The sequence below is a fragment of the Candidatus Diapherotrites archaeon genome, from assembly GCA_030688545.1.
Classification (GTDB): domain Archaea; phylum Iainarchaeota; class Iainarchaeia; order Iainarchaeales; family VGJJ01; genus VGJJ01.
Genome location: JAUYHT010000002.1, coordinates 298,579 through 321,850 on the forward strand (window position 1 = coordinate 298,579; position 23,272 = coordinate 321,850).

Sequence of the window (23,272 nt, forward strand, 5' to 3'; positions counted from 1 at the left end):
CAGATCTTTAAAATGGGGCTGGCCGTCTTACTATATGCGGATTGGGGTGGATATCGATGGGGTACTGGCCGAATTCTATGGGCCACTCCTTGAATATTATAATGCCCACCACCGCACGGCTTATAGGGAAGCCGATGTGAATCATTTCGAGCTTTCTCGGTTGTGGGGCTGTTCAACGGAAGAAGCGGTGGCGGAATTCAATGCGTTCTTCCAAACCGAGCATTTTCGGCGCCTCCCACCCGTAAAAGGAGCCATCACCGCCCTATCCACTTTAGCCCGGGACAACGACCTCTACATCATCACCGCGCGCCCATCCCATGTGAAAACAGTGACGGAAGATTGGCTCGCCCATCATTTTGGGGACATCATGAGCGATTGTGTTTTCACCAACCACTTTGATCCCGCGCGCCGATTGTCAAAGATGCATATTTGCAGGGAAAAGGGAATCCACTGGATGATCGAGGACAGTCTCGATTTCGCCATCGAATGTGCGGAAAACAGAATCGATGTGCTACTCCTCAACCGGCCTTGGAACCAAACCAAGACCCTCCATCCCCGCATCCACCGCGTCCACGGGTGGGAAGAAATTCTCACGCGCCTGGTTCCCGCTCCCCCGCTACGCTAAAACTCAATACCCTTACGAGCGCCGATTTCGATCGGCGGAAACGAAATAGGGGGAATTGCTCCGCAACCCCCCCAGCAACAATCAAAACTCAATACCCTTGCGGGCATATATTTTTTTCATGTAGGGATGGCGATGCAATTCCATGCGGGTCACATAATCCGCCACCCCGATTACTTCAGCGGGGGCGTTGCGTCCCGTGAGTACAATTTCGGTGTGGGGGGGTTTGGCCGCGAGCATCTCCAATACGGTACTCACGGACAACAATTTCATGTTGAGGGCCACATTCAATTCATCGAAAATCACCAAATCATATTTCCCCGAGTCCACGGCTTCCTTTCCTTTGAGAAACGCCTTCTCGGCCATGGGAGCATCATATTGAGTAGGGACGAAGCAATCCCGGCAATATCCAGAGAAAACCCCGGCCGCGATATCCGCATCATGGGAGGCCTGGTTCTTGCAGGTCACATTGAAACTCTCGAGCGACATGGGCAACCCAAACCGGCGCAGGGCCAAAGCTTCTCCCGTGTAACCAATTTTGAGGAATTGGACCATGTAGACTTTCATGCCATAGCCCATGGCCCGGAAAGCCAACCCAAGGGACGCCGTGGTTTTGCCCTTTCCGTCGCCGGTATACACATGCACCATCCCGCGTTCCAAAAAAGGCTTATCTGCACCCATATTACAACCGACCGCCAGAATACCGAGGGAAGAATCCTATTTAACGCCCACGGGTGCCATTCCGCCGAATAGGAATAGAGGCCTTCTATTCATGGGGAATGCGGACAGGCCGGTCGATGAAGAAATAGGGGTTGGCGATAACGTGGGGAATTAGGGGAGAATGGAAATTAGAGGGAATGGAGGAGAAAATGGAAGTCCAACCAAAATCCAAAAGGGAGAGGTCTTACTCACGGCTGAAGGTTGGGAATCCCCACCCAGTACCGCTCCCCATCATTAGCACAGTAATCGGGGGAGGAGGGGCATTTCACACTCGTGGGGGCGCCGCAATTGGTGGGAGAATATCTATATTGGACGCTCCGGTCGAGCGGGTCACCCGTATTGGGGGTTGTTTGCGTGGGGGGAAGATGAATCTGCGTTCCCACGGGATAAGGAATACCTAATTGCAAATAGGCCCCCACTTGGGGAGAATTTGAATATAGGGGGCACAATCCCAAAACATTCTGTGAATTGGGAATATTTCCGGCGCGCTCTTGTAAGGTATAGGTGCCCCCGCGCCCCAGGGGGTTGCCGGTGGCTACACAGGCATTTCCAACGAGCGTGGATGAATTGGTGCCCATTCCATAGGCCGCGTGCTCCTCTTTCACCAAATCGATGAGTTTGTCGCGGTTCCAGAAAATGGTGGTTGAATCCCCCTCAGATGAGATACATGTCCAATCCTGCGCGAGCAGGGCAAGCATGCCCTGGAAGCTCTGGGCCTTGGCCCATTCGGACTCCAATACTGCGTCCCCGGCATCCAACGCCCCGGTGGATTGGCCCTGATTCTGGAGAACAGTATTCATGGTGAGGATGCTCCCAATCTCGCGGGAGGGATTATCATTCAACCCCAGCACAATGGAATAATCCTTCCCGGCGGGCCGATAAAAAGCGCCCGCGAGGAAGGACTCATTGGAGATTCCTGAAGGCGAGGTGAAACCAAATAATTGAGTGGCGTTCAAGGGGGCGCGATATCCTGTAACGGTGGATGGAGGATTATAATCCCCCACAATGGAGGAAGCAAACGGATTTCCACCCCCATCCACGCACAATGCGCACGCGGAGGACGAACACCCATACGCCGGCTGCTTGATCAGGGACGCGATGGGCTTCCAGGCGGACAACGGATTTGTCCCTTGATTGGGATGAGAAATATAGGCCGATGTTCCCGTTGAAAAATCAGTCTCCTGGATCCCATAAAACACACTTCCTTGACCGAAGGGATTGGAGCCCCAGTCCAGGATGACGGGGGCGGGAAGGGTGGGCGCCAGGTAAAGGGTATTGGTTGTATTATCGATGCGCGCCAATTCCCCCGGCGCAGTGGCATTGGTGGCCACGAAATCAGTGGCCACGCGCACCTCGAATGTTTTCAATGCGGTTGTTCCGGGCGATGAGGGATAGGTGCGAAGGGGGTAAGAGGAGGTGCCCACTAAATCGACGACGCCCCCTGAAAAGGTGGTACCATACCCCTCGCGGTGAAACAGCTGCGTGGACTCATCCCACCCGATTAATCCATCAAGGGGCATGGCATACAAGGGCGAATCCACGCTCATCCCGGAGGAGGCGGCTAATAGGTCCAGATAAATGGTAATGCGGGCCGCGGGAGTATTAGCGATGAAAAAAGTGCCCACATCCGAATCCCATTGGATATCCATACGAACGCGGTACAACCCAGAGGTGGGAAGAACATTCACGTTAGGATCACCATTTACCACGATGGCCATCCTGTCATTGGAGGGATTCACATAGTCCTTCCACGCCCCCGCTCCTAGCAAGGCATTCTTGAACCACGAGGGGGCGTCCGCGAAACTGCTGTTGGCATAGTAGTCGACGAAATCCTGACGAAGATCCGAAGGAAAGGCATCCTCCATAAGATAAGCATCGAAATTCATCCAGAAAGGGATCTGCGCCACCTGCTGGGAGTTCGCGGTGGGGGCATACGCATTTTCCACCTCATGGAGTTTCTTCACGGCGGACAAAAGGAACTGCGATCCGTCGCAGAAAATACCATTGGATGTTGACACATCAGATGCCCGGTCGCACGCGCGGATATCCACATCATTCCAATCCCAATCCAACAGGATGCGGGGCAACGCCCTCACTCCCGAATCGCCAACCACATCATTTTCCCCAATGCACGCATTGGGGGGGAGGGATGAGAGCTTGACCGCGATGCGCTGGGAGGACCTATCGAAGGCATGCTGGAGCAGGCGCTTGGCAATCTTGTTATAGGAGGCCTGCTCCCACGCATGAACATTATTTGACGTGTCAACCCTCTCAGAGAAATCAAAGGCCTCCACAAAACCCTGGGTGCTCGCCGCGAAATAATCCATGAGGGCAATGGCATCACTCCGGTTAGGGTCGCCGGTGTCCAACCCATGGGGATTGGACTCGAGGGGGGTCATGTACCACACCACTCCTTTCACTCCATTAGCATTCAAGCGCGCGGCCGCGGCATTCACCAATGGTAACTCCCGAGTGGAATCCCACTCCGAGGGGCGTTGATTATTGGAAAGGCCGGAGGGTTTGTTGTCCGTGATAATCAGGAGAAGTTTGGATTGCTGGGATTGGGTGAAAAAGGAATCCTGGGCCGCATGTTCAGCGGCTAGGGCCCAACTCTCGGTGGGATCACCTGAAACAGGTGGGGAAAATGAAAGAATGCGCGTGGCATTTGGGGGAAGGATTCCCTCACACGGAATGGACGCCCCGCTGGAAGCCCCGGTGAACGAGGAGGGGGCATTCATGAGGAAGACTTGTAAATCAACGGTTTTTCCGGAGTAATAGCGCATCCCTTTCTGCAGATTAGCGATGGCCCGGCAGATCCCATCCACTCCATTGGGAGAATGCGCGGCGACTTTAGCCAATACGGAAGGAGATGCATCCACCACCACGCCCAGACGCACATTGGTTTGAGGGGAGGACAGCCCCGCATAATCCGTGAGGGTGAGGATTCCATATTTTTCTCCCTGCATCCCCAAATTTTCAACTATGACATTTTGTTCAGCCGCCGGATCATCAAATCCAACGTATTGAGCAAACACATCCCCGTCCTTCACGAACGCTCGCACCCCCGGATGATCCGTTGACACCCGCAAACCAGAGTGCTTGAGGTGTTCCACTCCCCCCTTATTAGCGAGGATATCCCGGAAGGAATTAGGGAGAGAGGCGATGTAGACTGGTTGAGTGGTGGATGACGCGGGGGTCAATGTAGCGGGCAATGGCCCCAAAACCTGCGTCCCATTCGTATTGTTTCCAGCCGACCAAACATTCCCGTATTCGGGAGAGAGATAGAAACCATTCCCCTGGTCATCCGAAAACGCGCGGAAATTGCTCCCGTCAAACCAGAGGGCGCGGATCTGATAATCATCCGCATCATTATCATACACAAAATATTCAATGGTGTGAGGGCCCGCGGAAAGGGTATGATTGGTAAGGGCACAATTGGGATTCATAAAGCGATCCTGCACCAGCACCCCGTCGATTCGCACATTTACAGAGGGAACACCTGACGTGAGGAAGCAGAGGCGGGGGAATGTGAAGGCGCGCTCGAGGAAAAGAGTTGTTTGGAACAGCAAGGCTTTGCGTCCCCGCGAGGCATGCGGAAAAACGGTTTGATTCTGGGTTTCCAAATAACTCACATTGGAAATACGCACCTCATCCGATACTAATAACGGGGCGCTCCCCGAAAAACCATCCTTGGAATCAAGGAACGCGGGGGCACCCGCCACTTCAAAACGATTCCAATTGCCATCCGGAATGGTCTGCGATGGAAAATCGTCCAGAACCCAATCCCCATTGATTATGGGTTGATAGTCCAGAGCGAGGGTCCAATTGAAAGAAATAGGGGCATTGGGGGAACGCATCTCGGGAGTCAACACGGGGGGAATGGCATGGGCATAGATTCCATTCATGGATAGATTCACTTGTGGAAACAAGGGATCGTGCACGTGGGGGTTGCACTGGTTGACTACTTTGGCCGAATCGCTCCCCCGACTCACGTCAAACGAATATTTTTCCAAATTAAGGCATTGCGTGTTAGGTGAAATGGGATCCACGCGCACGTCCACATTGCGCACAAAGGCATACGCGGACGAGGGCTCACTCTGGCGCTTGGCGAACACATACACCGGATACATCCCAATATGCGGCGCGGGGCCCACGGTGAGGACTTTGGTGTCATTGATGCCCATGAGTATGGGAGATGAGCTATTCACGGGATTGGCGCCCTGCCTTACAGGGAGTTGGATGATCTGGCTGCCTTCCACAAACCCCCCCGTATACACCTGCAGGGGCTCGCGGCAATTGATGGTTTGCAGGGTGAGGGAACCGAAGCCCCCTAACGGGAATGACAGCAGGGAAGGAGAAATAGACAGGCACGCATGATCCTGGGACAAATTAATTCCCCCATCGGAAGAAACGGGAATCAATTGGGTTCCCGAAATATACCCGGGGGCATCGGCCTGGAGGTGCAGGGCATCCCCATCCTGGGCGGCGGGGATGGAGGCGAAGAATACTCCACTGGAGGAAGACGTGAAGGGAATGAGATTTCCAATGGCGCCCCCCGAGCTATCCAAAAGCTGTCCAGTCATCTGAATTCCGCTCGTGGCGGGAAGAAGGGGCTTTTGCTGTTGGTCCAAGGCCACCGCTTGAATGGTTTGAGCAGTACCGGGAAGCAAGGAGGAGGGAGCGACCTGCAGGAAAATCTGGCGTTGGGGAATGGTATAGAATCGGAGTTGCTGGGTGCGGGGCTGTTCATTACTCCCCACTCCATTCAATGTGATAGTGAGGGTGGAACAGTAAGACACATTCCCCTGGCAAAGTTGGGTCGAGGAAAGGGACACACTTCCCCCTTGGGAGGAATTATTAGAAAAATTAGGCAACGTTTTTTGAGTGGGCGATACAGTAAACGTCCCGGGATTGGCCGAGAATGACAGCGATGCGGATGGATAATCCCGGCCGGACTGGTTGAGAATGGCATAGGACAATGAATAATCCTTCCCCACTTCAATAGGAATGGGAGCGGCTCCATTCACTTGCACCAATTGATTGGTTCCCGTTTCGGCGAGGAAAAAAGTGTACACGTAATCCCCCGCATCGGGGAGGGGGGCGCCCAGGGTGAAGGACTCCTGGTATAAGGGGGAGATTTCAGTGGTTGATTTGGACTGATATATGAAAGACAACGCATCCTGGTTGGGGATGGATTGGGGGTTTATTTCTACGCGGGAAATGAAAGCGAAGGCCCCCGCCGAGGACGCATCCCCGAGCGTGTTGAGAATCACCTTCGCCGGCTGCCCTGCCGAAACGGGATTAGAAGGGGCAAACTCATCCTGGGAGGAGGCCGTTGAGTATAGGGCGACGCTCCCTTTGGCCGCCTGGCCATCCTTGACGGTTCCCACATCGGTTGTCTGTTGGAATAATGGAGAAAGGCTATTCACGCGTTTCACGGCCTGCCACGCCTGTTGAACGGTGGGGGAGCGCACGGAATAATGGAACGCATAGGATTGGCCCGGCACCAATGTTTGGGCAATGACGGGCGCGCCGCTCTGGTTCAATTGGTAGATGGCATCCAAATGAATATCCACCTGCTGCGTGGCACTGCTCAAGGAAACATCAATCCGGAGCACATGGGTGTTGTCTTTCAATAGCGTGAAAGGGGTGCTCGAGAAAGGGAGAAACAAATCCTTGGACACGAAAACGAAGGCGGTGTGGTTGGTGTCCACCGCGAGCTGGGCAACGCCCTGGGCATCCGTGATTGCGGCTCCCAAAACGAGGCCCGATGATGCATCAATAACCTGCACATTGGCATCGGCCACGCGCTGGTTGAATTCATCCGTCACCGTCACTTGCACTAAGGCGGTGCCCGTTTGGAGTTTCACCTCCAGGGGCAATGTCCGACCAACAACCCCCACTCCTTTAGGGGAAAGGCCATCCGCCGTGGGGGTTGAGCCGGTCGCTTGGTAGGTGCCTGCGGGAAGATTAGGGAAAAAGGCGGCTCCAGACATGTCCGTTTTCTTCATCCCTAAAGGAATACCATTGGCATCCGGGGAAAATAATATTGCATCGGCCCCCCGCACCCCCAAACCGAAAGCATCGCGCACGCGCACGTCCACGAGAACAGCATTCGTGGCATTGCCATCAGTCCCTAATTCCAAGGGGTCTAATAGAATAGGTATGGGAGACAGGGCATCCTCATTCACCAAACCTTGGTTTTGAAGAATACGCGTGACATAGTGGGGATGGGCCGCCACGAGACTGGTGCTGCCATTGAAATCCGTGAGGGTTTGGTCTACTATTCCATTCGTGTCGCTGGTATAGGTGCCATACTCCACATAGCTCCCGCTCACTGTCTGGATGAACAACCCGATTTGAGCCCCTTCCACGGGAAGCTGGTTGGCGCTGCTCAGCACTTTCACCAATAACTTTTTGGTGGTGGAAGCCGCGGGAAGCATCAGCGTCGATTCGAGAATATCCCCCGCACTCACCACAATTTCGCCACTCTCCACCTGTTTGAAACCCGGTTTTCCAGCGGTGAGGATGTAGGTTCCCGGGGCCAAACGCTCAACTAATGCAAACCCCCCATTATCAGTGATCTTTTGAGTTACCAAGATCTTGGAACCGGACACGGGAACCTTATGCACCTTCACGTCCGCGGCAAAGATGGGGGCTCCTGTTTCATCCACCACATAGGCTTCGATACTCCCAGTCGTAGGATTATTCCCCCCACCGCTGTCTTCGCGCTGGAGAATAATTTCAGTGGTGTCCCCGAGCAGGGGTTGAGTGGAAGGAATGTAACCCGGCACGCGCACATTCACGGAAAGGTTGACGCAATTGGAAGGCTGCAACACCTGCACGTTTCCAAACGACACCACTTGCGCGGCCGGGGCTAAACCGGTTTGGCACGAAAACGAGAGAGAAATATCATTCGTGGAGAAAGATAAGATGTTCTGCGACGCATCCTTGATGAGCAACACCCTCGCTTTAGGGGGAATGATCTTTTCCAATAGGGTGAAGCGACTGGTTATACTATTCGCGATCTCAATGACCTGAGATAAAGGATCATACCCCTCCTTCTGAGCCTCAATAGTATACGTCCCAGCGGCCAATTGGAAGGCAACTGTTCCGGAAGAGGAAGTAATTTCGGTGATGGCCTGCCCTTGGGCATTCACCATGTCCACGAATACATCGGCCAGGGGAACATTGGACTCATCCACAAACGATACACTAAAGGTATGCGTGGCGCCCCCACCCAACCCCCCCAAAACCGAGGCGCCCACCCCGATGATGAGGAAGATTAGTATTCCCAGAACGAGAAGGAAGCTGGGGAAAACCTTATCCAGGGGATCAATGACTTTGTAAACAGGAATGCGTGCCTGGATCTTGTCCAGAAAACCATAATAGGCATCCTCGAGAGCAAAATAAAACCCCCGCATCCCATCCATGAGTCCCATGGCCCCAGCACCCCAAGAGCGTTTAAAAAGATGGGGGGGCGTGAAAGAGCAAAAAGCTCTACTTATTTTTGAATTGCGGAACCCGCTCGTACGCCATCAGCGCCTGCTGGGGGGCTTCTTTTAACGACTTGGCGGGGATGCCCAACTCGCGCGTGATGGATCGGGCGAGCTCGTCTTCGAAACCATGATGAGTGTACACCTGCTTGGGCTCGGCCTCTTTCACATAGCGCAGGAGTTGCGCATAATCCGCATGATCGGATAAGGGGAAATTGCGCTCAAACCCATTTTTCCACTGCCACCCCGTGGCCTTGGCGGCCCGGATATTTCGCTTGGCGGAGATGGCAATGGCATGCAACACGTGCGGGGTGCATAAGGAAGGGGGGAGAATCAATAATTGGGCGTCAGGGAGATTATGATCTATCTTTTCATAGGCTCCCAACCGTGCTTCATGGGACTCATACACTTGGTTCTTCTCAAACACTGATTCATGGACGAATGGAATGGTATTCGTGTACTCGTTCACCATTTTGGTCAATTCCTGGGCCTTACCTGTTGCATAGCCTGCGAGCACGGGCAACCCCCCCTGTTGCTGCACCTCGCGGATCCAAGCGCCCATCTCCTCGTACACTTGTTCACGGGGCGGGAAGGAAAACTCCTTCATCCCGAAGGTGGATTCAATGACTAAGGTATCGCAGGGCACAATTTCAGCCCCTTCTTGAATAATGGAATCCTGGAGCTTGAAATCGGTGGTAGCGCAAATGGTTTGCTCGCCTTCGATTACGATCTGCGCGCTCCCCAAAATGTGGCCCGCGCTCACGAAGGAAACATTTTCGTTGGCATGGGATTGTTTCTTCCGAAGGGAAAGGGTTTTGGCTGTGGCCTTTAGGGGAATCTTTTTTCGGATGAGCGAATGTGTGGGAGGCGTCATAAAGTATGGAGACGTGCCGGCCGCACCAATGTAGACATGGTCAGAATGGGCGTGCGAGACAAACACCTGGTCGGCCTGCACCTTTTTCCGAGCGGGATCGATGAGATATTTTGATTCCCCGGCCGATACCAGGATACCCCCCCATGCCTCGCTCACGAACATGGATGCCATATGGGAATGGCGAATAAAAAGCAACCCTATAATCGGGATAGGCGAGTGAAAACTGGGGGGTTCAAGCACATGGGATACAATGCGTCCACAAATTTTTGGGTATGCGGGGCATCGCGGTGGGCCTTTTCAGCAGGGGAGTCTTTGAATACCATTAGATGAACATATTGGAATGAATTTGGAAAGCGAAAGGCCTCATACACCTGCGTTCTCCCCTTTTCCTTGGAACGAATAGCCCGTAAAAAGGAACGGATGGCCCGATCTCCCTTGGCACGGGCCCCCTTCTTGAGAGCATACGTGACCATCTGGGCTGGCATTCAGGATGAGCGATAAGGGGCTTTTTGAGGGTTTCCCTCCACGCCGGGAAAACGCATATATAGCCCGTTTCCATTCTCCCCGCATGGGCGAATCGGTGCTCCTCCTGGAACAGCTGCATGACGAGCTGTCCGCCTTCAAGGAACTCCCTCAGATTCCTTGGCACCAGACCAATCGTGCCGCCCTGATCGAACGCCTGAAGGCCTGGCACACGCATACTAAACGAACGCGGGAAATCATTTCATTATTACAACGGGAACAACTCATGAACCCTATGTTGAAAGGGATGGATTTGCATGAGCTTGAACGCGAGCTATCCAAGAACATGGATGTGCTCCACCGCAACATCCGTTTCGAAGAAGACAAACACGCCCGGAAAATAGACCTCACCCAAAAAATAACTACCCCTGAATTGGGGATGGAACTGGATGCGCGGATGCATCGGCAATGGTTGAAACTCCTGCGGACGCAGGAACATGTGCAGATTGCCCTGCGGAATGGGATGGAATCCCCCCTCACCGCACAAGCCATGGAGGGGGAAATATTTTCACTCATCAAGACGAAAGACCAGGAATTGCAATCCATCACCAAGGAACGCGACCAATTGAAGCGCGAAAAATACTTCGGGCCACATGAAAAATATTCCCTCACCGAGATGGAGAATGATCTCCAGGAATTATTACAAACATTCGCCATCCAGAAGCATGCCCTCAAGGACCATTTGGATCAAGGGAAAAAGAAGCTGGATGAGTACGCGGTACAACATGAGCACCTGCACCACAAGACGATGAAGCTGGAACACCTGGTGACGGAACTCACCAAGCGTCATATTGGAATATTGTCGGTGCTCAAGAAAGAAAGGGATTTCGCCCGGAAGTTGGCATTGGAGATGGAGAGCGAGACCGCGCACCTGCGGGCGCTCTATTCCAAGGAACTGCTCTCCATGGAAGAGAAGAAGCATGCCCTCAAACAGGAGGCATTCGAAAAACACGCGTCGCACATCGCGGAACTGGAACGAAAGCTCAAAAGCCAATCGCAATTGAACAAGGAACTGGATGCCCTGCTCCGGGAGAAGGAACGGCACATCCAACGAACGGCGGAAACCACCCTCCCGACTCAAAAACAAACCAATCGCCGGAAAGAGAACACGCGCATGGTGAGTTGAATTCTAATAGAATGGTCTGCGCGTTAGCGAAACCACCCCAAAAGCTCCAATGGTTTCCTTTTGGTGTCCCCATCCCCATAATCAGGATTCACCACCACTTGGACCCAATTATCGGGTTCGAGAGTAAACTGAATGGGATATTCCAATGGGATCACGCGGGTCTCATCCACATTCAGGGATAGGGATTGGTTTCCCAGAAAACGGTCATTGGAAGTGATGACTAATGAATAAGAGGCGGATGACTGGGAATGGTTGCGCAGGTCAATGGCCAAGCGGAGGATGTTCTCATCATCATGGAAAGTGGGATACGCGGCGAATGAGAGAGTTGAATAGGTCGTGTCTGCCGTGTAGGGAAAGAAAATATAATAGCCCACGGCCACGAGAAGCAACCCCAGGGCCACCATGCCCGCCAGGGAGATCGCGCGTTCTTCCATATCGTTCTTGAGTGGCATGCCATAATCCTTCCATCGGGCGTCCTTCAATTAGGCGTATTCCCATTACTCACCCAGGAGCAATCTTTAAGAGTGATACCCCCTTCCTAGCGGCATGTATCCGGATGAAAACCAGGGAGAGGAAGAATTTGCTGCTCCTCCAATGGGAGAAGATCCCCCCTATTCGTCTTTTGAAGGAGCTCCTCCCGCCCCGGCACCTGGGCCCATTGATACGTTACGAAATATATGGGCGGCGCATGGGAAAACGTTTCTCAAGATAGGCCTACTCCTCGTGGTAGGATTCTTCGTCTATGATTTTTTTATTGGGTCCCTGGTCCCCACCACGATTGAAGCGCGTGACACGGAAAACATGCTCCTCAGTGGCGTGCAAGGACAATTATATTCGGGGAACGACCCCAACCCTATCCAGACATTCTCGGGAACCATTACCATTGATTTGCGCCCGGGCGATTACCGGGTGGAATGGGAAACCGGGGGAACTGCCTATAGGAATCGGGGAGTGGACTATTTCACCATCGACGCGGGAAGCAAGGAAAGCGGCCACGTTGAACGCGGGGTGTTCGAGCAATCTATTGGGGTGGAATTGTTATCCCTCGAATTTCCCTCCGTGATGGTCGCCGGTCAACAGGATGGCCGGGCGCAAGTGGTGCTCACCAATACCACCAATCAAGCCCAAACGATTGAACTGGTTTTTGAGGAGGCCCTCGCGCTATTCGTTATTACCACCCAATCCTCCCCCATCACCATCGGACCCAACACGAGTGAATCGGTGACCCTCCTCATGAATGTCCCATCCACGGTGCCCATCAAGGACACCCGCTCCGGGGACGCCAAGAAGGCCCGCGTGCGGGTAAAATACACCAAGAGTGCCAAAACCGCGGATTTTACTTTATTCAAGAGCTTCGATTTCTCGGTGAGCCCAAGCACCAATGTGGCGTTCACCGCGCGCGCCAATGAACTGGTGGCCAAACGCTATGCTATTCGCAACCGGGGCAACGCGGATGCGGGGGAAAAAATTCAGACATTAATCACCATCAAAGGAAGCCCCGCTAATGACTCAGGGGATATCACGTCATGGTTTTCCTGGAGCATTGATCCCCCATTTGGCCCGCTGGCCAAAGGGGAAACGTTTTCAGTGGACCTGCGCTTTAATGCTCCCTTGACCGCGTTGAATGATACGATTGAAGGAGAAGTGACATTCTCCACCAGCTTCTGGGAGCAGATCGTGCCATTTACCATATCCCTTTCCGCGAGCAAGGTAGAGGTCGTGGCAACCGTTGATGGCTCCACGAATAAAACATTCAACCTGACCCAAAATTCGGCCACCGGGCAATGGGACAGCCGAACGGCCACATTGAAAGTGGAGAACAAAGGGGAACTGCCCATCGAAACCATATTGTACACCCTCGATGGGTGCACGGAGCAACATATCAGTCTCGTCGATTCCTCTTTCTTCCCCATCCAGAACCTCAATGAATCCGGGAAGACGGGAAGCAGCAAGAGCACCACCCTCCTTGTCTCCGCGCCCGCGACACAACTCCCGGACACGGAAACTTTTTGCCAGATTCGCTTGACTTTTTTAGACCCTAAGACGGGGGATATAAGCACCGTGGACCCGGTGCTTGTGCGCATCGCGACGTGAAAAAATTTTACCTAAATATTCCTCGTTAACCATGAGACACGGCCCCGGAGGGATTTGAACCCTCGACCTTCGCCTTAGGAGTGCGCTGCTCTATCCGGGCTGAGCTACGGGGCCTTATTACCATTATTGATTTATCGAGGGATTGAAAATCCCTCGGTAGACCCTCGCTGCGGCCCGCCAAAACGGGCCAGCTAAGAGGCCGTTACTTTAGTGATCTATCATGGGTTTGAAAAACCCATGGTCAATCCAAAACATCCTTTGGAAAGAATCCAATTGTTCCGGCCGCTGGGAGGGTGTAACCCTCCCACGTCCCTCGGGGCGCACGATCGAAAGCGTGCCGCCAAAACGGGCCAGTTACGGGGCCATTACTTAAGTGATCTATCATGGGTTTGAAAAACCCACGGGGTAGCCCCTCGATTTAACCGGTTACACGACGGTCTGAAGGGCAAAAGCGGTCACTAGGGGGATGGTAAGGGCATCGTTGAGGGGAAAGAGTTCCACGGCGGTGGCGATGAGGGCCACCTGGAATGCGATGGGCAATGGGAACAATGGAAGGAGGGCCATGAGGCACACCAGGAAACCGGCCACCGATCCCTCGATGGATTTGTTAAAGATTATTTTCCGGTTGCCAAAACGCATCCCCACTAATGTGGAAGCGGAATCCTGGAAGGTCAAGGCGATGATGCCCCCCGCGATTATGAAAGGATTGGAAAAGACCCATGCGGTTATCCCAATTCCCAAAACGAAATAGAACGCCCCCTCCCCCGGAACCTTTTCATTGGCGCGGGAGACTTCTTTCAATATGTCATTCACGACCCAGGCCATCCGGTTATAGGCCAGGGATGACAGGAAGAAGCCGAAAAGGAGCAAAATGAGGGTGAGGCCGCGGAGGGCATCCAAGGAAACCAGGAACAGAACGGCCAGAAAAATAAGACCCAATCCCAAGTGGAACAATTGCCGCTTGAACTCGCGGATCCATTCCTTACGCCAGCGGGTAACCATATTTTTCACCAGAGGTACTCACGCGGGCTTCCTGGAATGGATGAGGAAATGATCCTTCTCGAACCGACCCAAAGGAATGGTTTGAATAATCGTCAACTCCTCCTGCAGGCGAATGCGTTCCCCTTCAAAAACCTTTGCGGGGTCCGCCGCGAAATCGATGGAGCGGGCTTTGATGACCAATGCTCCTTCCGTTCCTTTCGTTCCGAATAGACGCATATTGCGGAGGAATATCTCTCCCTGATTGCGCTGGGAGATATCCTGCACCACTATTTGGAAAGAGAGACCATCGAGGTCGGGGGCATAGGACGAAGGATTTGCTGCGTCCCCGAGCAAGGGAAGGATGTTGGTCCGCGTCTCCGCGAGCGCGGTGAACTTTACCATGGCTTGGGGGGAGATGTCCACGCCCACGACTAATCCATTTTTCCCCACGATGTCTGAAACATGCGATACGGTAGTGCCCTCGGCGCAACCCAGGTAGAGGACATGGTGCCCCTCTCTAATGGGAAAACTTGTCCACCCGGATGCCAATGCGGCCGCGAGCTTGGATCGGAAGGGATTCCACTCCCGCCATTCTATATTTCCCTCCTTGAGGATCCGTTCGCCATAGATACGTTGTCCGGGAACGAGAGAGCGGGTGAACCAGTGGTGGTTTATTTGTTTGAGGGTGTTGGAATATCCCTCGGGCATTCCATCATTTACTTTTGCGACCATGGAATACCCCCCTTTTCACCGCTTTTCCCGGAAGCGGGGACGAAAACCCCGGCGTTCAAGGCGGGGGATGGGAGAGGGATTAGGATGGGGGGACGTAGTTGATGTGCGCGCATGAGGTTTGGGTTTTGGTTTGGACTGGGCGAGCACCTTGGATTGGGCCAAGAGTTTCTCGTGATAGTCTTTCCATACCGCGCTTTTCCCGAACCGATCCACGCGCACGCAGATGGCGAGCTTCCCGGCAAGGGCACGGGCCATTTTCCCCCGAGCATGCTTGGGAAGCGTCTTGAGTAAGGGATGGTTGAAGATGAACCCATGTTTGGGAGGACGCGTACGGGCACGCAGATGGGAGAATAACGCTTCCTCAGCCCCTAACACTTGCAACGTGGAACCGGGCATCTCGGACAACCGTTTGAATGAACCGGCTTTGCTGAGCAGCTGGGCGGCAATGACAGGAGTGGCCAACTGGGTGAAATTGGGAGCCAATTCAAGCATCTCTTTGCGAACAAACTCATTCAAACGAGCATATTCCTCGCGCACGCGGATGGCGGTTCTAGCAGTTTCCTGAAGGGTTTGCAAAACAGATTGTTCCATACTGCCCCCGGCACTCGTCTCCGCGGCCTCATGGATGCGTATTCGGGTCGTTTCATCCGTGAAAAAGGATTGGAGCGACTCATCCGTATAAGCGGGACGAAGACCTAATCGAATAATCATTTGGAGCTGGGTGTCGGGATCCTTAACCTTGCCGCGCAGCTCGGGAAAGTGCAGGCCATACCATTCCAACGTTTGTTCATAGAGGAGATTGAACACGGATTCCATGCTCTTGCTGAGCTGGGCCGCGCGAATGATATGGCGATCGGGACCGGATAATCCTTCTTCCACTCCTCGCTTGGCCTGCTCCACCAATCGTCGGCGGAGGGCCTTAATCCGATGATCATGGGGGGTGGGGGACATAGGAAAGCCTTGCCTCCATCCCTTTAAAAGAGCGCTTCCATCCTAACTTTAGTATGCACGCCGACATCATGAATTTGGCCGCCAGGAGAGGATTGTTTTTCCCAGCGGCGAGCATCTACCCCGATGCCCCGGCCGGATTTTTTGACTATGCCAATGAAGGATTGCGCATCCGGAGGCAGATCATCCAAGCCTGGAGGGAGGAAATGGTGGAGAAAGAGGGCTATCTCGAATTGGATGGGAGCACTATTCTTCCAGAAAAAGTATTCCAGGCTTCAGGGCATCTAATCCATTTCAATGACCCCATGGTCGTATGCCCCTCCTGCCAAACCGCCTACCGCGCCGACAACCTGATTACTGACAAATCGGGGGAGGTGATTCCCGAAGGAGCGGCGCTCGACTTTTTCGACCAGAAAATTAAGGATTTGGGCATCGCCTGCCCGAAAGACAACAACCCATTCGGGAACACGAAGCGGTTCAACATGATGATGAAAGTAGAATTAGGCGTCACGCAGGACCAAACGGCGTATTTGCGCCCGGAAGCCTGTCAAAACATCTTCCTGGATTTCCCCCGCATCTGGAAACTGGGAAAAATCAAACTGCCGATAGGCTTAGCCCAAGTCGGACGGGCCTACCGCAATGAGATTGCTCCCCGGCAAGGGTTGTTGCGGACGAGGGAGCTTGAACACATGGACGTGGAGGTGTTCTTCAATCCCCAGAAAATCAATGAGGTGTCCCGATGGGAGGAAGTAAAGGGATACTTATTGCGATTGAAATTGGTGAGAAAGGATGCCATTGAATCTATATCCTGCGAAGACGCGGTGAACCAAGGTATAGTCTCAGGAAAAGTGGTTGCTTATCATCTGGCCCGCTGCCAGCAGTTCTTCGAAACACTCGGAATGGGCGTTGAACGAATGCGCTTCCGGGAATTGGAAAAGGAATCACGGGCCTTCTATGCCTCGGAGACCTGGGATTTCGAAGTGAAACTGGAGGAAGGATGGGTGGAGTTAGTCGCCTGCAACTATCGAACCGATTATGATCTTCAATCCCATGGGAAAGAGAGCAAGCAGGATTTGGGGGTGAAGGAAGAGGGAAGCGACGAGAAATTTATTCCCCATGTCTTCGAATTATCCATGGGAGTCGGACGCACTGTTTTCTGCACCCTTGCTCTTGCCTACCGCCATGAATTCAAAGGGCCTGACGAACGAATGTACCTGGACCTCCCTCCCCGCCTCGCCCCCAATATGGCGGGGGTGTTTCCGCTCATGAAGAAAGACGGTTTAGGAGAAAAAGCGAGAGAGATATTCACGCATCTCCAGGCGATGAAAACGCGCGTTTTTTATGACGATGCGGGAAGCGTGGGAAAACGGTATGCCCGCGCGGATGAGGTGGGGGTGCCATTCGCCATCACCATCGATCACCAAACCTTGGAGGATCAAACCGTCACCCTGCGGGAAAGAAATACCATGAAACAGAAACGCATCCCCGTCGACGCATTGGAAGAAATATTATGGAAATTCTCCACCCATCAAAAAGGGTTTGAAGACTTGGCGGAATAATATGACATCCTCCCCCCTAAAGGCCCCGGTATATCACCATTTTTGATCGAACTTCACCGTAAACGGTGTTTACGATGCCCGCAAAACATAGTTTTGCTTGGTTTTTTAAAAAGTTCGGATTATTTGAATGGATTAATAGCCACAATTCCATCCATTTTTTGGAAATCCTTGGTATTTTCAGTGTAAATATGGACGATTCCATTTTCTTTCATCGTTTGGGCGATTAAAGCATCCCAGGGTGAGTTCGACTGCCCATTTATGAATGCCTTTTCAACCGTATGAGTGGTATAATTTATTTTTTTACAGGAAGGCAGGCGATTGATTTGAGAAATAATTCTTTGGACCAATTCAGGAGGGAAAGGATGTTCCAATTTATATCGCACCACCCGGTTAAACTCGGCCAGGATTTGATTACTCACTACAAGATGACGTCTTCCTTCTATACAATCGTTCATTAATGTTTTGGCTATTTCATGCCTTTCCCCATCTTTTGTATTATAGGCATATACTAATATGTTGGTATCAAGGAAAAAAGGATCAGTCGCGGTCATACAATTCGTCTCGGGATTTGTACAGTATCTTACCCCCGTTAAATCCCTTGTTAAGCGTTTCGATGGCATTCCGCCGAACTTCCTCTGACTCCTTCTTCTTCACCCACAAATCCATAGCTTCAGAAATAGCCTTGCCTAAAACACCTTTACTTTCACCCAAAAATTTCTTTACCGTCTTACGAAAACGCTGCTCGCTTTTCGTCGAAACGTTGGCCGTAATGGTAGCTGTGTCAGACATGCTATACATTTAGATTATTGGATTATTTAAATGGATGTGGGGTGGGCTAAAATCATTCTTCCACGTCGTTTTAAAGCATTCCCAGGCCCACATTATCTTAATCCGGAACCAATGGCGTTCTGGGGTTCCGGCATGTAAAAATGGGCGAGTTTCCCCATAAGCCCACGTAGCTCAGTCTGGAAGAGCACCAGTTTCGTAAACTGGGGGCCGAGGGTTCAAATCCCTCCGTGGGCTTGTCTATGGAAAAACGTGTTTTCGTAGGTAATCGGCTGGATTCGATAGCTTTCTTCAATGATGTGAAAAATGGCGGAAATTTTCATAGCTTTAAAGAATTGTGCACCATTCTAAGAATCCCGCATGGTAGATTCTGGTTTTTGCAAACAGGAAGACGAAGCCTTACTATCACTCAATTCAAAAAATTATTTTCATATTTACCCCCAGAATTACAAAAGAGATACTATAAAATAATCGATATCCGCCCACGGAATTGGGGTCAAATAATTGGCGGAAAAATCGCTTATGAGAAAATAAAAGATGCATTTGAAAAGGGACGGACAAAGGCCTGTGAAGCCAGGTCAAGAAAAGCGGAGTCAAAATTTAATATTTTGCAAACGTTGAACAGCGATATATGCGAATATTTAGGTGCCTTCGCAGGAGATGGTTTCACTAACGACAACAATTCAAATTATACGATCGGATTTTCTGGAGATAGTCGTTATGATTTTGATTATTATCTGAACACAATAATTCCGATATCTGAAAAGTACTTCAATTTAACCCATCACCATACTCGTATTGATAAAAATTCCATGTGGATCAGTTTCTATTCAAAGGCATTATTCAAAATGCTAACCGAAAGATTTGATATGCCAAAAGGAGAAAAATGGGACAAAGTCCTTGTTCCGAAAGAAATTATGAGGAGTAATATTGAACATAAAACAGCTTTTTTACGTGGTACTTTTGATAGTGATGGATGTGTTTCATTCGATAGAAGACCCATATACAAAGAGCCCTATATGCGAGTGGATATCACTATGGTAAATACGCCTATCCTAAAACAACTTAATCAAATACTAACAGAATTAGGTATTAATTCCAGTGTACTCGGGAACGGAAAACATCTTCAAATTTGTTCAAAAGAGAATGTCCGAAAATTCTTTGAAATTGTTGGAACCTCTAATAAGCGCCATCGTACTAAGGTTCGACAAAAATACAAAAATTTCGAGGAATGGAATCCCGCTAGGTTTTCATACCCAGTTTCGTAAACTGGGGGTCGAGGGTTCAAATCCCTCCGAAGGCTTACTTCTTCCAGAAAAGGAGGACTGTTATTCCCAGCAGTGTTATTCCTGAAATGAATATTGCAGTGGGCAATCCGACCATATCTGAAATTAGGACCCATGCTATGACAAGCACAGCTGAAAACACATACACGGCCATGCTGTCAATCGAAAGAATAGTTGCCCTCTTGTCAGAGGGAGAATGACGATTGATGTATCCGCTTACTAATGGCAAATATGCACCGGCCACAAAAAAAAGAAGAAAAAGGGAAAGAAGCCCATACACGGAAGGGAAAATCCCCATGAGTAGATAGGATAGCGCAAACAAAATAGGCAAGAGGAAAAGCATGCGCCAACCCCCCAGCATTTTTTCAAACCTTACTGAAAACTTAGACCCCACTGCGGCAGAAAAACGGAAAAGCGCAAAAAATATGCCAAAAAGAAGGATGTCCACACCCACACTTTGTATGTAAGGTTGAATCAAGTTTCTAAAAAAGATAAAATAAAAAGAAATAATCAAGGAATTATAGACCACAATCCAGCGAACCGCAGGGGTTTTCCAGACAAAAGAAAGAGAATCCAGGAAGTGCGCGACAAACGAGGTATTTTTCTTTTTGATGGGAGGCTCCTCAAATAGAACGGAAGCAACAAGTGCGATGCAAAAACCAAAAAAGGCAAGAACGAAAGGATAGCGAATATTGAGCGTGTAAACGTATGCCCCCACCAACGCAGTCAGACCCAAGGAGACCTGCGCAAAAAAAAGGGCGTTGCCTTGAATTTTCTTGAACTCATTTTCTCGCTTCAAGGCTTTAAGGGAATCATACAACAGCGCGGAGGAGGCCCCCGAATCAAAGGCACCCCAAAGACCTGTCAAAAAGCTTGCGACGACGAGCGCTTCAAATGAAGGAGCCCAAATAATTAGGAGGCCACCGACCACCAAAAAAGTGGACCCAATCACCATCGACTTCTTTCTCCCAAATTTATCAGCAAAAATTCCGGTTGGGATTTCAAAAACAACCCATGTCAAATAAAACACAGTTGACGAGATAAAGACCGTCTCCAAAAGCGTGTACCCCAAATCAAAATAGAAGAGCGTGAATATGGGGGCCACAAAGAGAGAGAAACGAAAGACAAAGTAAATGTAATACTTCGAGATATTGGATTCGAGTGACATGAAGGGAGCTTCACTACCAAGTATTTAATCCCTCTTCAAGTCCAGAGCGCACGAGTTGATACAATATCGCTTTCCCGTTTGGGTGGGGCCGTCGGTGAAGAGATGACCCAGGTGGCCACCACATTTTTTGCAGCGGACTTCCACGCGCTTCATGAAAAGGGAATTATCTTCAACCAATTCAATATTCTTCGTGTTCGCCGGCTCATCAAAACTCGGCCACCCGGTCCCCGAATCAAACTTGGCTTGGGATGAGAATAGTTCAGCCCCGCAGGCGGCGCACCCATACATTCCCTTGTCTTTGGTGTGAACAAACTTCCCCTTGAAGGGGGCTTCCGTTCCTTTCTCACGGAGGACATGAAATTGTTCCGCGGTCAACCGTTTCTTCCACCCGGTTTGGGATGTGGGAAGGGGACGGCGGGGAGATGACGACATACGAGTAAAAAGGTTTCAAGGTTTATAGGGATTGTTCCAAAACCAAAGGGAAAGGGCGTGGGAATACGCAGGCCATTTAAAGGTCCACCTGGTTTTTTCAAACATGCCCAAACCCAAAACCAAGGCCGTCGCGGGAAGATCCAAAAAATCAATCCCTGTTTCCCGGAGGAAACCTCTGAATTTGATCCCCATTCTCATGGGGGTGTTCATTCTCTTTCTCCTCCTCATTGTGGGAGCGGTGCTCGTGCTTATGCCCATTCAACGCACCGTTACCCCAATTATCTCCGATTATGATTCGTGTGTGGCGGCCGGCTACCCATCCACGGATGGAATACCCAGCACCTGCGCCACTCCCGATGGACGAACCTTTGTCCAAAACCTCCCGGGAATCCAATCGTTCGAGGAGTGTGCTTTGTATTATCCGGTGATGGAATCCTTCCCCGAGCAGTGCCGCACGCCCGATGGCAGGCTGTTCGTTAAATCCTACCCCACTCCCTGACTTTTCAAATAGATGGGGACCACGCGGTTAAAAAAGAGGCAATGGCTCCCTAGCGCATGGCCCGAAAAAAGAATGGATTGGAACAAAAACTGAGGCCCCTCTCCCGGGTTGAATTGATTGCCCGCATTCCCAAAGTCACCATCATCCTCATCTTCCTCATCGCCATCATCATCGCATCCTTATGGATTATTCCCTATTTCGAACATCAAGGACTGACTATCCGCTCCTACAATGAATGTGTGACCTCCGGATTCGAGAAGCTGGACACCTTTCCCCCGCAATGCCGCACGCCCGATGGGAGGTTGTTCGCCCAACCCCATGAACCCGTGGTGTGCCTCATTGACGATGTCTGCGGGAAGGGCTATTTCTGCAAACTCGGGCTGTGCGCCCCCTTTGTCCCAGAAACATTTTGCCGGAATGACGCGGACTGCCGCCTCATCAACCGGGAACTTTATTTTTCTTGTTGCTATGCCGGAACGTGTGACCCCCTCGATTATGGAAACCAAAAATGGGTGGCGGCCAACACGCAATGGTTCTTCAAGAACCGCCAGATTGTTTGCCCTTTCCCGGAGAAATGCGGGGACGCACCAGTGTGTAATGTGAAGAGCCTCGACACCGGGTACCAGGCCAAATGCATCCAGAACGCCTGCCAAAAAGTGCCCATCACTCCACCGAATAGCGGCATTTGACGTTTGTTTAAATAGTCGTTTGCCGAAAGAGTGGCATGGACCAGCTTAAAGTCACCATCGCCGGGGAAATAACCCTCTCAAAAGACCCGGGGGGCAGCATGAAGAAATGGAGGGAAATATTTGGAATATCCCAAACGGAGTTAGCTGAATTCCTGCATGTTTCTTCCTCAACTATATCCGATTACGAAGGGGGACGGCGTAAAAGTCCAGGGATCGCGGTGATTAACCGGTTAGTGGAGGCCCTCATTGAAGTGGATAAGAATCGAGGGGGAAAGATCTCGCAACAATTGACTAGGGATGATGGGCCCAAGGAGAAGGTGTTTGATGTCCATGAATTCGCCTCCGCGATAAATGGTAAGGAATTTGTGGAGAAAGTGGAAGGGGAATGCGTGGCTAATCATTTACGATTGAAAGAATTGAACCTGTATGGGTATACGGTCATCGATTCACTTAAGGTCATCCTTGACGTGCCCGTGCACGAATACCTGCAGATGTATGGGAAAACCCCCGAAAGGGCATTGGTGTTCACGCACGTGGAGAATGGAAGGAGCCCCCTCATCGCCGTGAAAGTAGGACGATTCGCCACCGAGATGCGACCATCCGTCGTAGTACTGCACGGCTGCCTGAAAGTGGATCCGGTGGCCAAACGCATTGCCGAGAATGAGAAGATCCCCTTGATTGTTACCCACATGCCCATCGAACGCATCCGCGAGGTATTCCGCGGGGCCGAATCCTGAG

At 51.4% G+C, this 23,272-nt stretch carries 20 protein-coding genes and 2 tRNA genes; 9 read left to right on the plus strand and 13 right to left on the minus strand.

Going from position 1 to position 23,272, the window contains the following annotated elements:
* Nucleotides 1-34 precede the first annotated feature (34 nt).
* Nucleotides 35-625, plus strand: a complete 591-nt coding sequence (locus Q8P05_02205; GenBank protein MDP2666290.1) for a hypothetical protein — start codon at nt 35-37, stop codon at nt 623-625.
* Nucleotides 626-706: 81 nt separating this feature from the next.
* Here the strand turns inward: Q8P05_02205 and Q8P05_02210 are convergent, their stop codons facing one another.
* The 4 genes from Q8P05_02210 to Q8P05_02225 form a co-directional block, all read right to left on the minus strand.
* The gene (locus tag Q8P05_02210) at nt 707-1,303 is read right to left on the minus strand and encodes a cob(I)yrinic acid a,c-diamide adenosyltransferase (protein ID MDP2666291.1); all 597 of its coding nucleotides are present in this window, start codon (nt 1,301-1,303) and stop codon (nt 707-709) included.
* Between the two features lie 227 nt (nt 1,304-1,530).
* The gene (locus tag Q8P05_02215) at nt 1,531-8,784 is read right to left on the minus strand and encodes a carboxypeptidase-like regulatory domain-containing protein (protein MDP2666292.1); all 7,254 of its coding nucleotides are present in this window, start codon (nt 8,782-8,784) and stop codon (nt 1,531-1,533) included.
* A 58-nt stretch (nt 8,785-8,842) separates the two neighbouring features.
* Nucleotides 8,843-9,883 (minus strand): MBL fold metallo-hydrolase, encoded by a 1,041-nt coding sequence (locus Q8P05_02220; protein MDP2666293.1) that lies wholly within the window; start codon nt 9,881-9,883, stop codon nt 8,843-8,845.
* Nucleotides 9,884-9,909: 26 nt separating this feature from the next.
* Nucleotides 9,910-10,197: a hypothetical protein gene (locus tag Q8P05_02225; GenBank protein MDP2666294.1), complete on the minus strand. Its 288-nt coding sequence runs from the start codon at nt 10,195-10,197 to the stop codon at nt 9,910-9,912.
* An 83-nt stretch (nt 10,198-10,280) separates the two neighbouring features.
* Between Q8P05_02225 and Q8P05_02230 the strand changes: the two genes are divergently transcribed.
* On the plus strand, nt 10,281-11,360 hold the full coding sequence (locus Q8P05_02230) for a hypothetical protein (protein ID MDP2666295.1): 1,080 nt from the start codon (nt 10,281-10,283) through the stop codon (nt 11,358-11,360).
* A gap of 23 nt (nt 11,361-11,383) precedes the next feature.
* Here Q8P05_02230 and Q8P05_02235 read toward each other — a convergent pair whose 3' ends face one another.
* On the minus strand, nt 11,384-11,812 hold the full coding sequence (locus Q8P05_02235; protein MDP2666296.1) for a hypothetical protein: 429 nt from the start codon (nt 11,810-11,812) through the stop codon (nt 11,384-11,386).
* Nucleotides 11,813-11,906: 94 nt separating this feature from the next.
* On the opposite strand from Q8P05_02235, the gene Q8P05_02240 reads away from it, so the two are divergent.
* Nucleotides 11,907-13,454, plus strand: coding sequence for a hypothetical protein (locus tag Q8P05_02240; GenBank protein MDP2666297.1), 1,548 nt, complete (start codon nt 11,907-11,909; stop codon nt 13,452-13,454).
* 39 nt (nt 13,455-13,493) lie between these two features.
* Here the strand turns inward: Q8P05_02240 and Q8P05_02245 are convergent.
* From Q8P05_02245 to Q8P05_02260, 4 genes are all read right to left on the minus strand, one after another.
* A tRNA-Arg gene (locus Q8P05_02245) sits at nt 13,494-13,568 on the minus strand.
* A gap of 312 nt (nt 13,569-13,880) precedes the next feature.
* The gene (locus Q8P05_02250) at nt 13,881-14,456 is read right to left on the minus strand and encodes a hypothetical protein (protein MDP2666298.1); all 576 of its coding nucleotides are present in this window, start codon (nt 14,454-14,456) and stop codon (nt 13,881-13,883) included.
* Between the two features lie 18 nt (nt 14,457-14,474).
* Nucleotides 14,475-15,167, minus strand: coding sequence for a fibrillarin-like rRNA/tRNA 2'-O-methyltransferase (locus Q8P05_02255; GenBank protein MDP2666299.1), 693 nt, complete (start codon nt 15,165-15,167; stop codon nt 14,475-14,477).
* 15 nt (nt 15,168-15,182) lie between these two features.
* Nucleotides 15,183-16,118: an NOP5/NOP56 family protein gene (locus Q8P05_02260; protein MDP2666300.1), complete on the minus strand. Its 936-nt coding sequence runs from the start codon at nt 16,116-16,118 to the stop codon at nt 15,183-15,185.
* A 53-nt stretch (nt 16,119-16,171) separates the two neighbouring features.
* Between Q8P05_02260 and Q8P05_02265 the strand changes: the two genes are divergently transcribed.
* Nucleotides 16,172-17,674 (plus strand): glycine--tRNA ligase, encoded by a 1,503-nt coding sequence (locus Q8P05_02265; protein ID MDP2666301.1) that lies wholly within the window; start codon nt 16,172-16,174, stop codon nt 17,672-17,674.
* Between the two features lie 119 nt (nt 17,675-17,793).
* On the opposite strand, the gene Q8P05_02270 is transcribed toward Q8P05_02265, so the two are convergent.
* The gene (locus Q8P05_02270) at nt 17,794-18,225 is read right to left on the minus strand and encodes a PIN domain-containing protein (protein MDP2666302.1); all 432 of its coding nucleotides are present in this window, start codon (nt 18,223-18,225) and stop codon (nt 17,794-17,796) included.
* Nucleotides 18,212-18,463, minus strand: a complete 252-nt coding sequence (locus Q8P05_02275) for a hypothetical protein (protein ID MDP2666303.1) — start codon at nt 18,461-18,463, stop codon at nt 18,212-18,214. The genes Q8P05_02270 and Q8P05_02275 overlap by 14 nt, the downstream gene beginning before the upstream one ends.
* Nucleotides 18,464-18,623: 160 nt before the next feature.
* Here Q8P05_02275 and Q8P05_02280 point away from each other — a divergent pair.
* Together Q8P05_02280 and Q8P05_02285 are read left to right on the plus strand one after the other, a co-directional pair.
* Nucleotides 18,624-18,697 (plus strand) — tRNA-Thr (locus Q8P05_02280).
* A 5-nt stretch (nt 18,698-18,702) separates the two neighbouring features.
* Nucleotides 18,703-19,728 (plus strand): LAGLIDADG family homing endonuclease, encoded by a 1,026-nt coding sequence (locus Q8P05_02285; GenBank protein ID MDP2666304.1) that lies wholly within the window; start codon nt 18,703-18,705, stop codon nt 19,726-19,728.
* 34 nt (nt 19,729-19,762) lie between these two features.
* Here the strand turns inward: Q8P05_02285 and Q8P05_02290 are convergent, their stop codons facing one another.
* On the minus strand, nt 19,763-20,914 hold the full coding sequence (locus tag Q8P05_02290) for an MFS transporter (GenBank protein MDP2666305.1): 1,152 nt from the start codon (nt 20,912-20,914) through the stop codon (nt 19,763-19,765).
* Between the two features lie 24 nt (nt 20,915-20,938).
* A complete protein-coding gene (msrB, locus tag Q8P05_02295) occupies nt 20,939-21,346 on the minus strand; it encodes a peptide-methionine (R)-S-oxide reductase MsrB (GenBank protein MDP2666306.1) in 408 nt (135 codons plus the stop codon).
* A gap of 103 nt (nt 21,347-21,449) precedes the next feature.
* On the opposite strand from msrB, the gene Q8P05_02300 reads away from it, so the two are divergent.
* Genes Q8P05_02300 through Q8P05_02310 form a run of 3 tightly spaced genes read left to right on the plus strand, consistent with a single transcriptional unit; the run spans nt 21,450 to nt 23,271 of the window.
* Nucleotides 21,450-21,845, plus strand: a complete 396-nt coding sequence (locus Q8P05_02300; protein ID MDP2666307.1) for a hypothetical protein — start codon at nt 21,450-21,452, stop codon at nt 21,843-21,845.
* Nucleotides 21,846-21,901: 56 nt separating this feature from the next.
* Entirely contained in the window at nt 21,902-22,534 is a 633-nt protein-coding gene (locus Q8P05_02305; GenBank protein MDP2666308.1) for a hypothetical protein, read from the plus strand.
* A gap of 35 nt (nt 22,535-22,569) precedes the next feature.
* Complete coding sequence (locus Q8P05_02310; protein ID MDP2666309.1) at nt 22,570-23,271, plus strand: helix-turn-helix domain-containing protein; 702 nt, start codon at nt 22,570-22,572, stop codon at nt 23,269-23,271.
* Nucleotide 23,272: the final 1 nt, after the last annotated feature.

What these genes read in the sequence shown, in the direction of transcription:
- Q8P05_02205 (MDP2666290.1), top strand. Translation starts at nt 35, where the DNA reads ATGCGGATTGGGGTGGATATCGATGGGGTACTGGCCGAATTCTATGGG.
- Q8P05_02210 (MDP2666291.1), bottom strand. Translation starts at nt 1,303, where the DNA reads ATGGGTGCAGATAAGCCTTTTTTGGAACGCGGGATGGTGCATGTGTAT.
- Q8P05_02215 (MDP2666292.1), bottom strand. Translation starts at nt 8,784, where the DNA reads ATGGGACTCATGGATGGGATGCGGGGGTTTTATTTTGCTCTCGAGGAT.
- Q8P05_02220 (MDP2666293.1), bottom strand. Translation starts at nt 9,883, where the DNA reads ATGGCATCCATGTTCGTGAGCGAGGCATGGGGGGGTATCCTGGTATCG.
- Q8P05_02225 (MDP2666294.1), bottom strand. Translation starts at nt 10,197, where the DNA reads ATGCCAGCCCAGATGGTCACGTATGCTCTCAAGAAGGGGGCCCGTGCC.
- Q8P05_02230 (MDP2666295.1), top strand. Translation starts at nt 10,281, where the DNA reads ATGGGCGAATCGGTGCTCCTCCTGGAACAGCTGCATGACGAGCTGTCC.
- Q8P05_02235 (MDP2666296.1), bottom strand. Translation starts at nt 11,812, where the DNA reads ATGCCACTCAAGAACGATATGGAAGAACGCGCGATCTCCCTGGCGGGC.
- Q8P05_02240 (MDP2666297.1), top strand. Translation starts at nt 11,907, where the DNA reads ATGTATCCGGATGAAAACCAGGGAGAGGAAGAATTTGCTGCTCCTCCA.
- Q8P05_02250 (MDP2666298.1), bottom strand. Translation starts at nt 14,456, where the DNA reads ATGGTTACCCGCTGGCGTAAGGAATGGATCCGCGAGTTCAAGCGGCAA.
- Q8P05_02255 (MDP2666299.1), bottom strand. Translation starts at nt 15,167, where the DNA reads ATGGTCGCAAAAGTAAATGATGGAATGCCCGAGGGATATTCCAACACC.
- Q8P05_02260 (MDP2666300.1), bottom strand. Translation starts at nt 16,118, where the DNA reads ATGTCCCCCACCCCCCATGATCATCGGATTAAGGCCCTCCGCCGACGA.
- Q8P05_02265 (MDP2666301.1), top strand. Translation starts at nt 16,172, where the DNA reads ATGCACGCCGACATCATGAATTTGGCCGCCAGGAGAGGATTGTTTTTC.
- Q8P05_02270 (MDP2666302.1), bottom strand. Translation starts at nt 18,225, where the DNA reads ATGACCGCGACTGATCCTTTTTTCCTTGATACCAACATATTAGTATAT.
- Q8P05_02275 (MDP2666303.1), bottom strand. Translation starts at nt 18,463, where the DNA reads ATGTCTGACACAGCTACCATTACGGCCAACGTTTCGACGAAAAGCGAG.
- Q8P05_02285 (MDP2666304.1), top strand. Translation starts at nt 18,703, where the DNA reads ATGGAAAAACGTGTTTTCGTAGGTAATCGGCTGGATTCGATAGCTTTC.
- Q8P05_02290 (MDP2666305.1), bottom strand. Translation starts at nt 20,914, where the DNA reads ATGTCACTCGAATCCAATATCTCGAAGTATTACATTTACTTTGTCTTT.
- msrB (MDP2666306.1), bottom strand. Translation starts at nt 21,346, where the DNA reads ATGTCGTCATCTCCCCGCCGTCCCCTTCCCACATCCCAAACCGGGTGG.
- Q8P05_02300 (MDP2666307.1), top strand. Translation starts at nt 21,450, where the DNA reads ATGCCCAAACCCAAAACCAAGGCCGTCGCGGGAAGATCCAAAAAATCA.
- Q8P05_02305 (MDP2666308.1), top strand. Translation starts at nt 21,902, where the DNA reads ATGGCCCGAAAAAAGAATGGATTGGAACAAAAACTGAGGCCCCTCTCC.
- Q8P05_02310 (MDP2666309.1), top strand. Translation starts at nt 22,570, where the DNA reads ATGGACCAGCTTAAAGTCACCATCGCCGGGGAAATAACCCTCTCAAAA.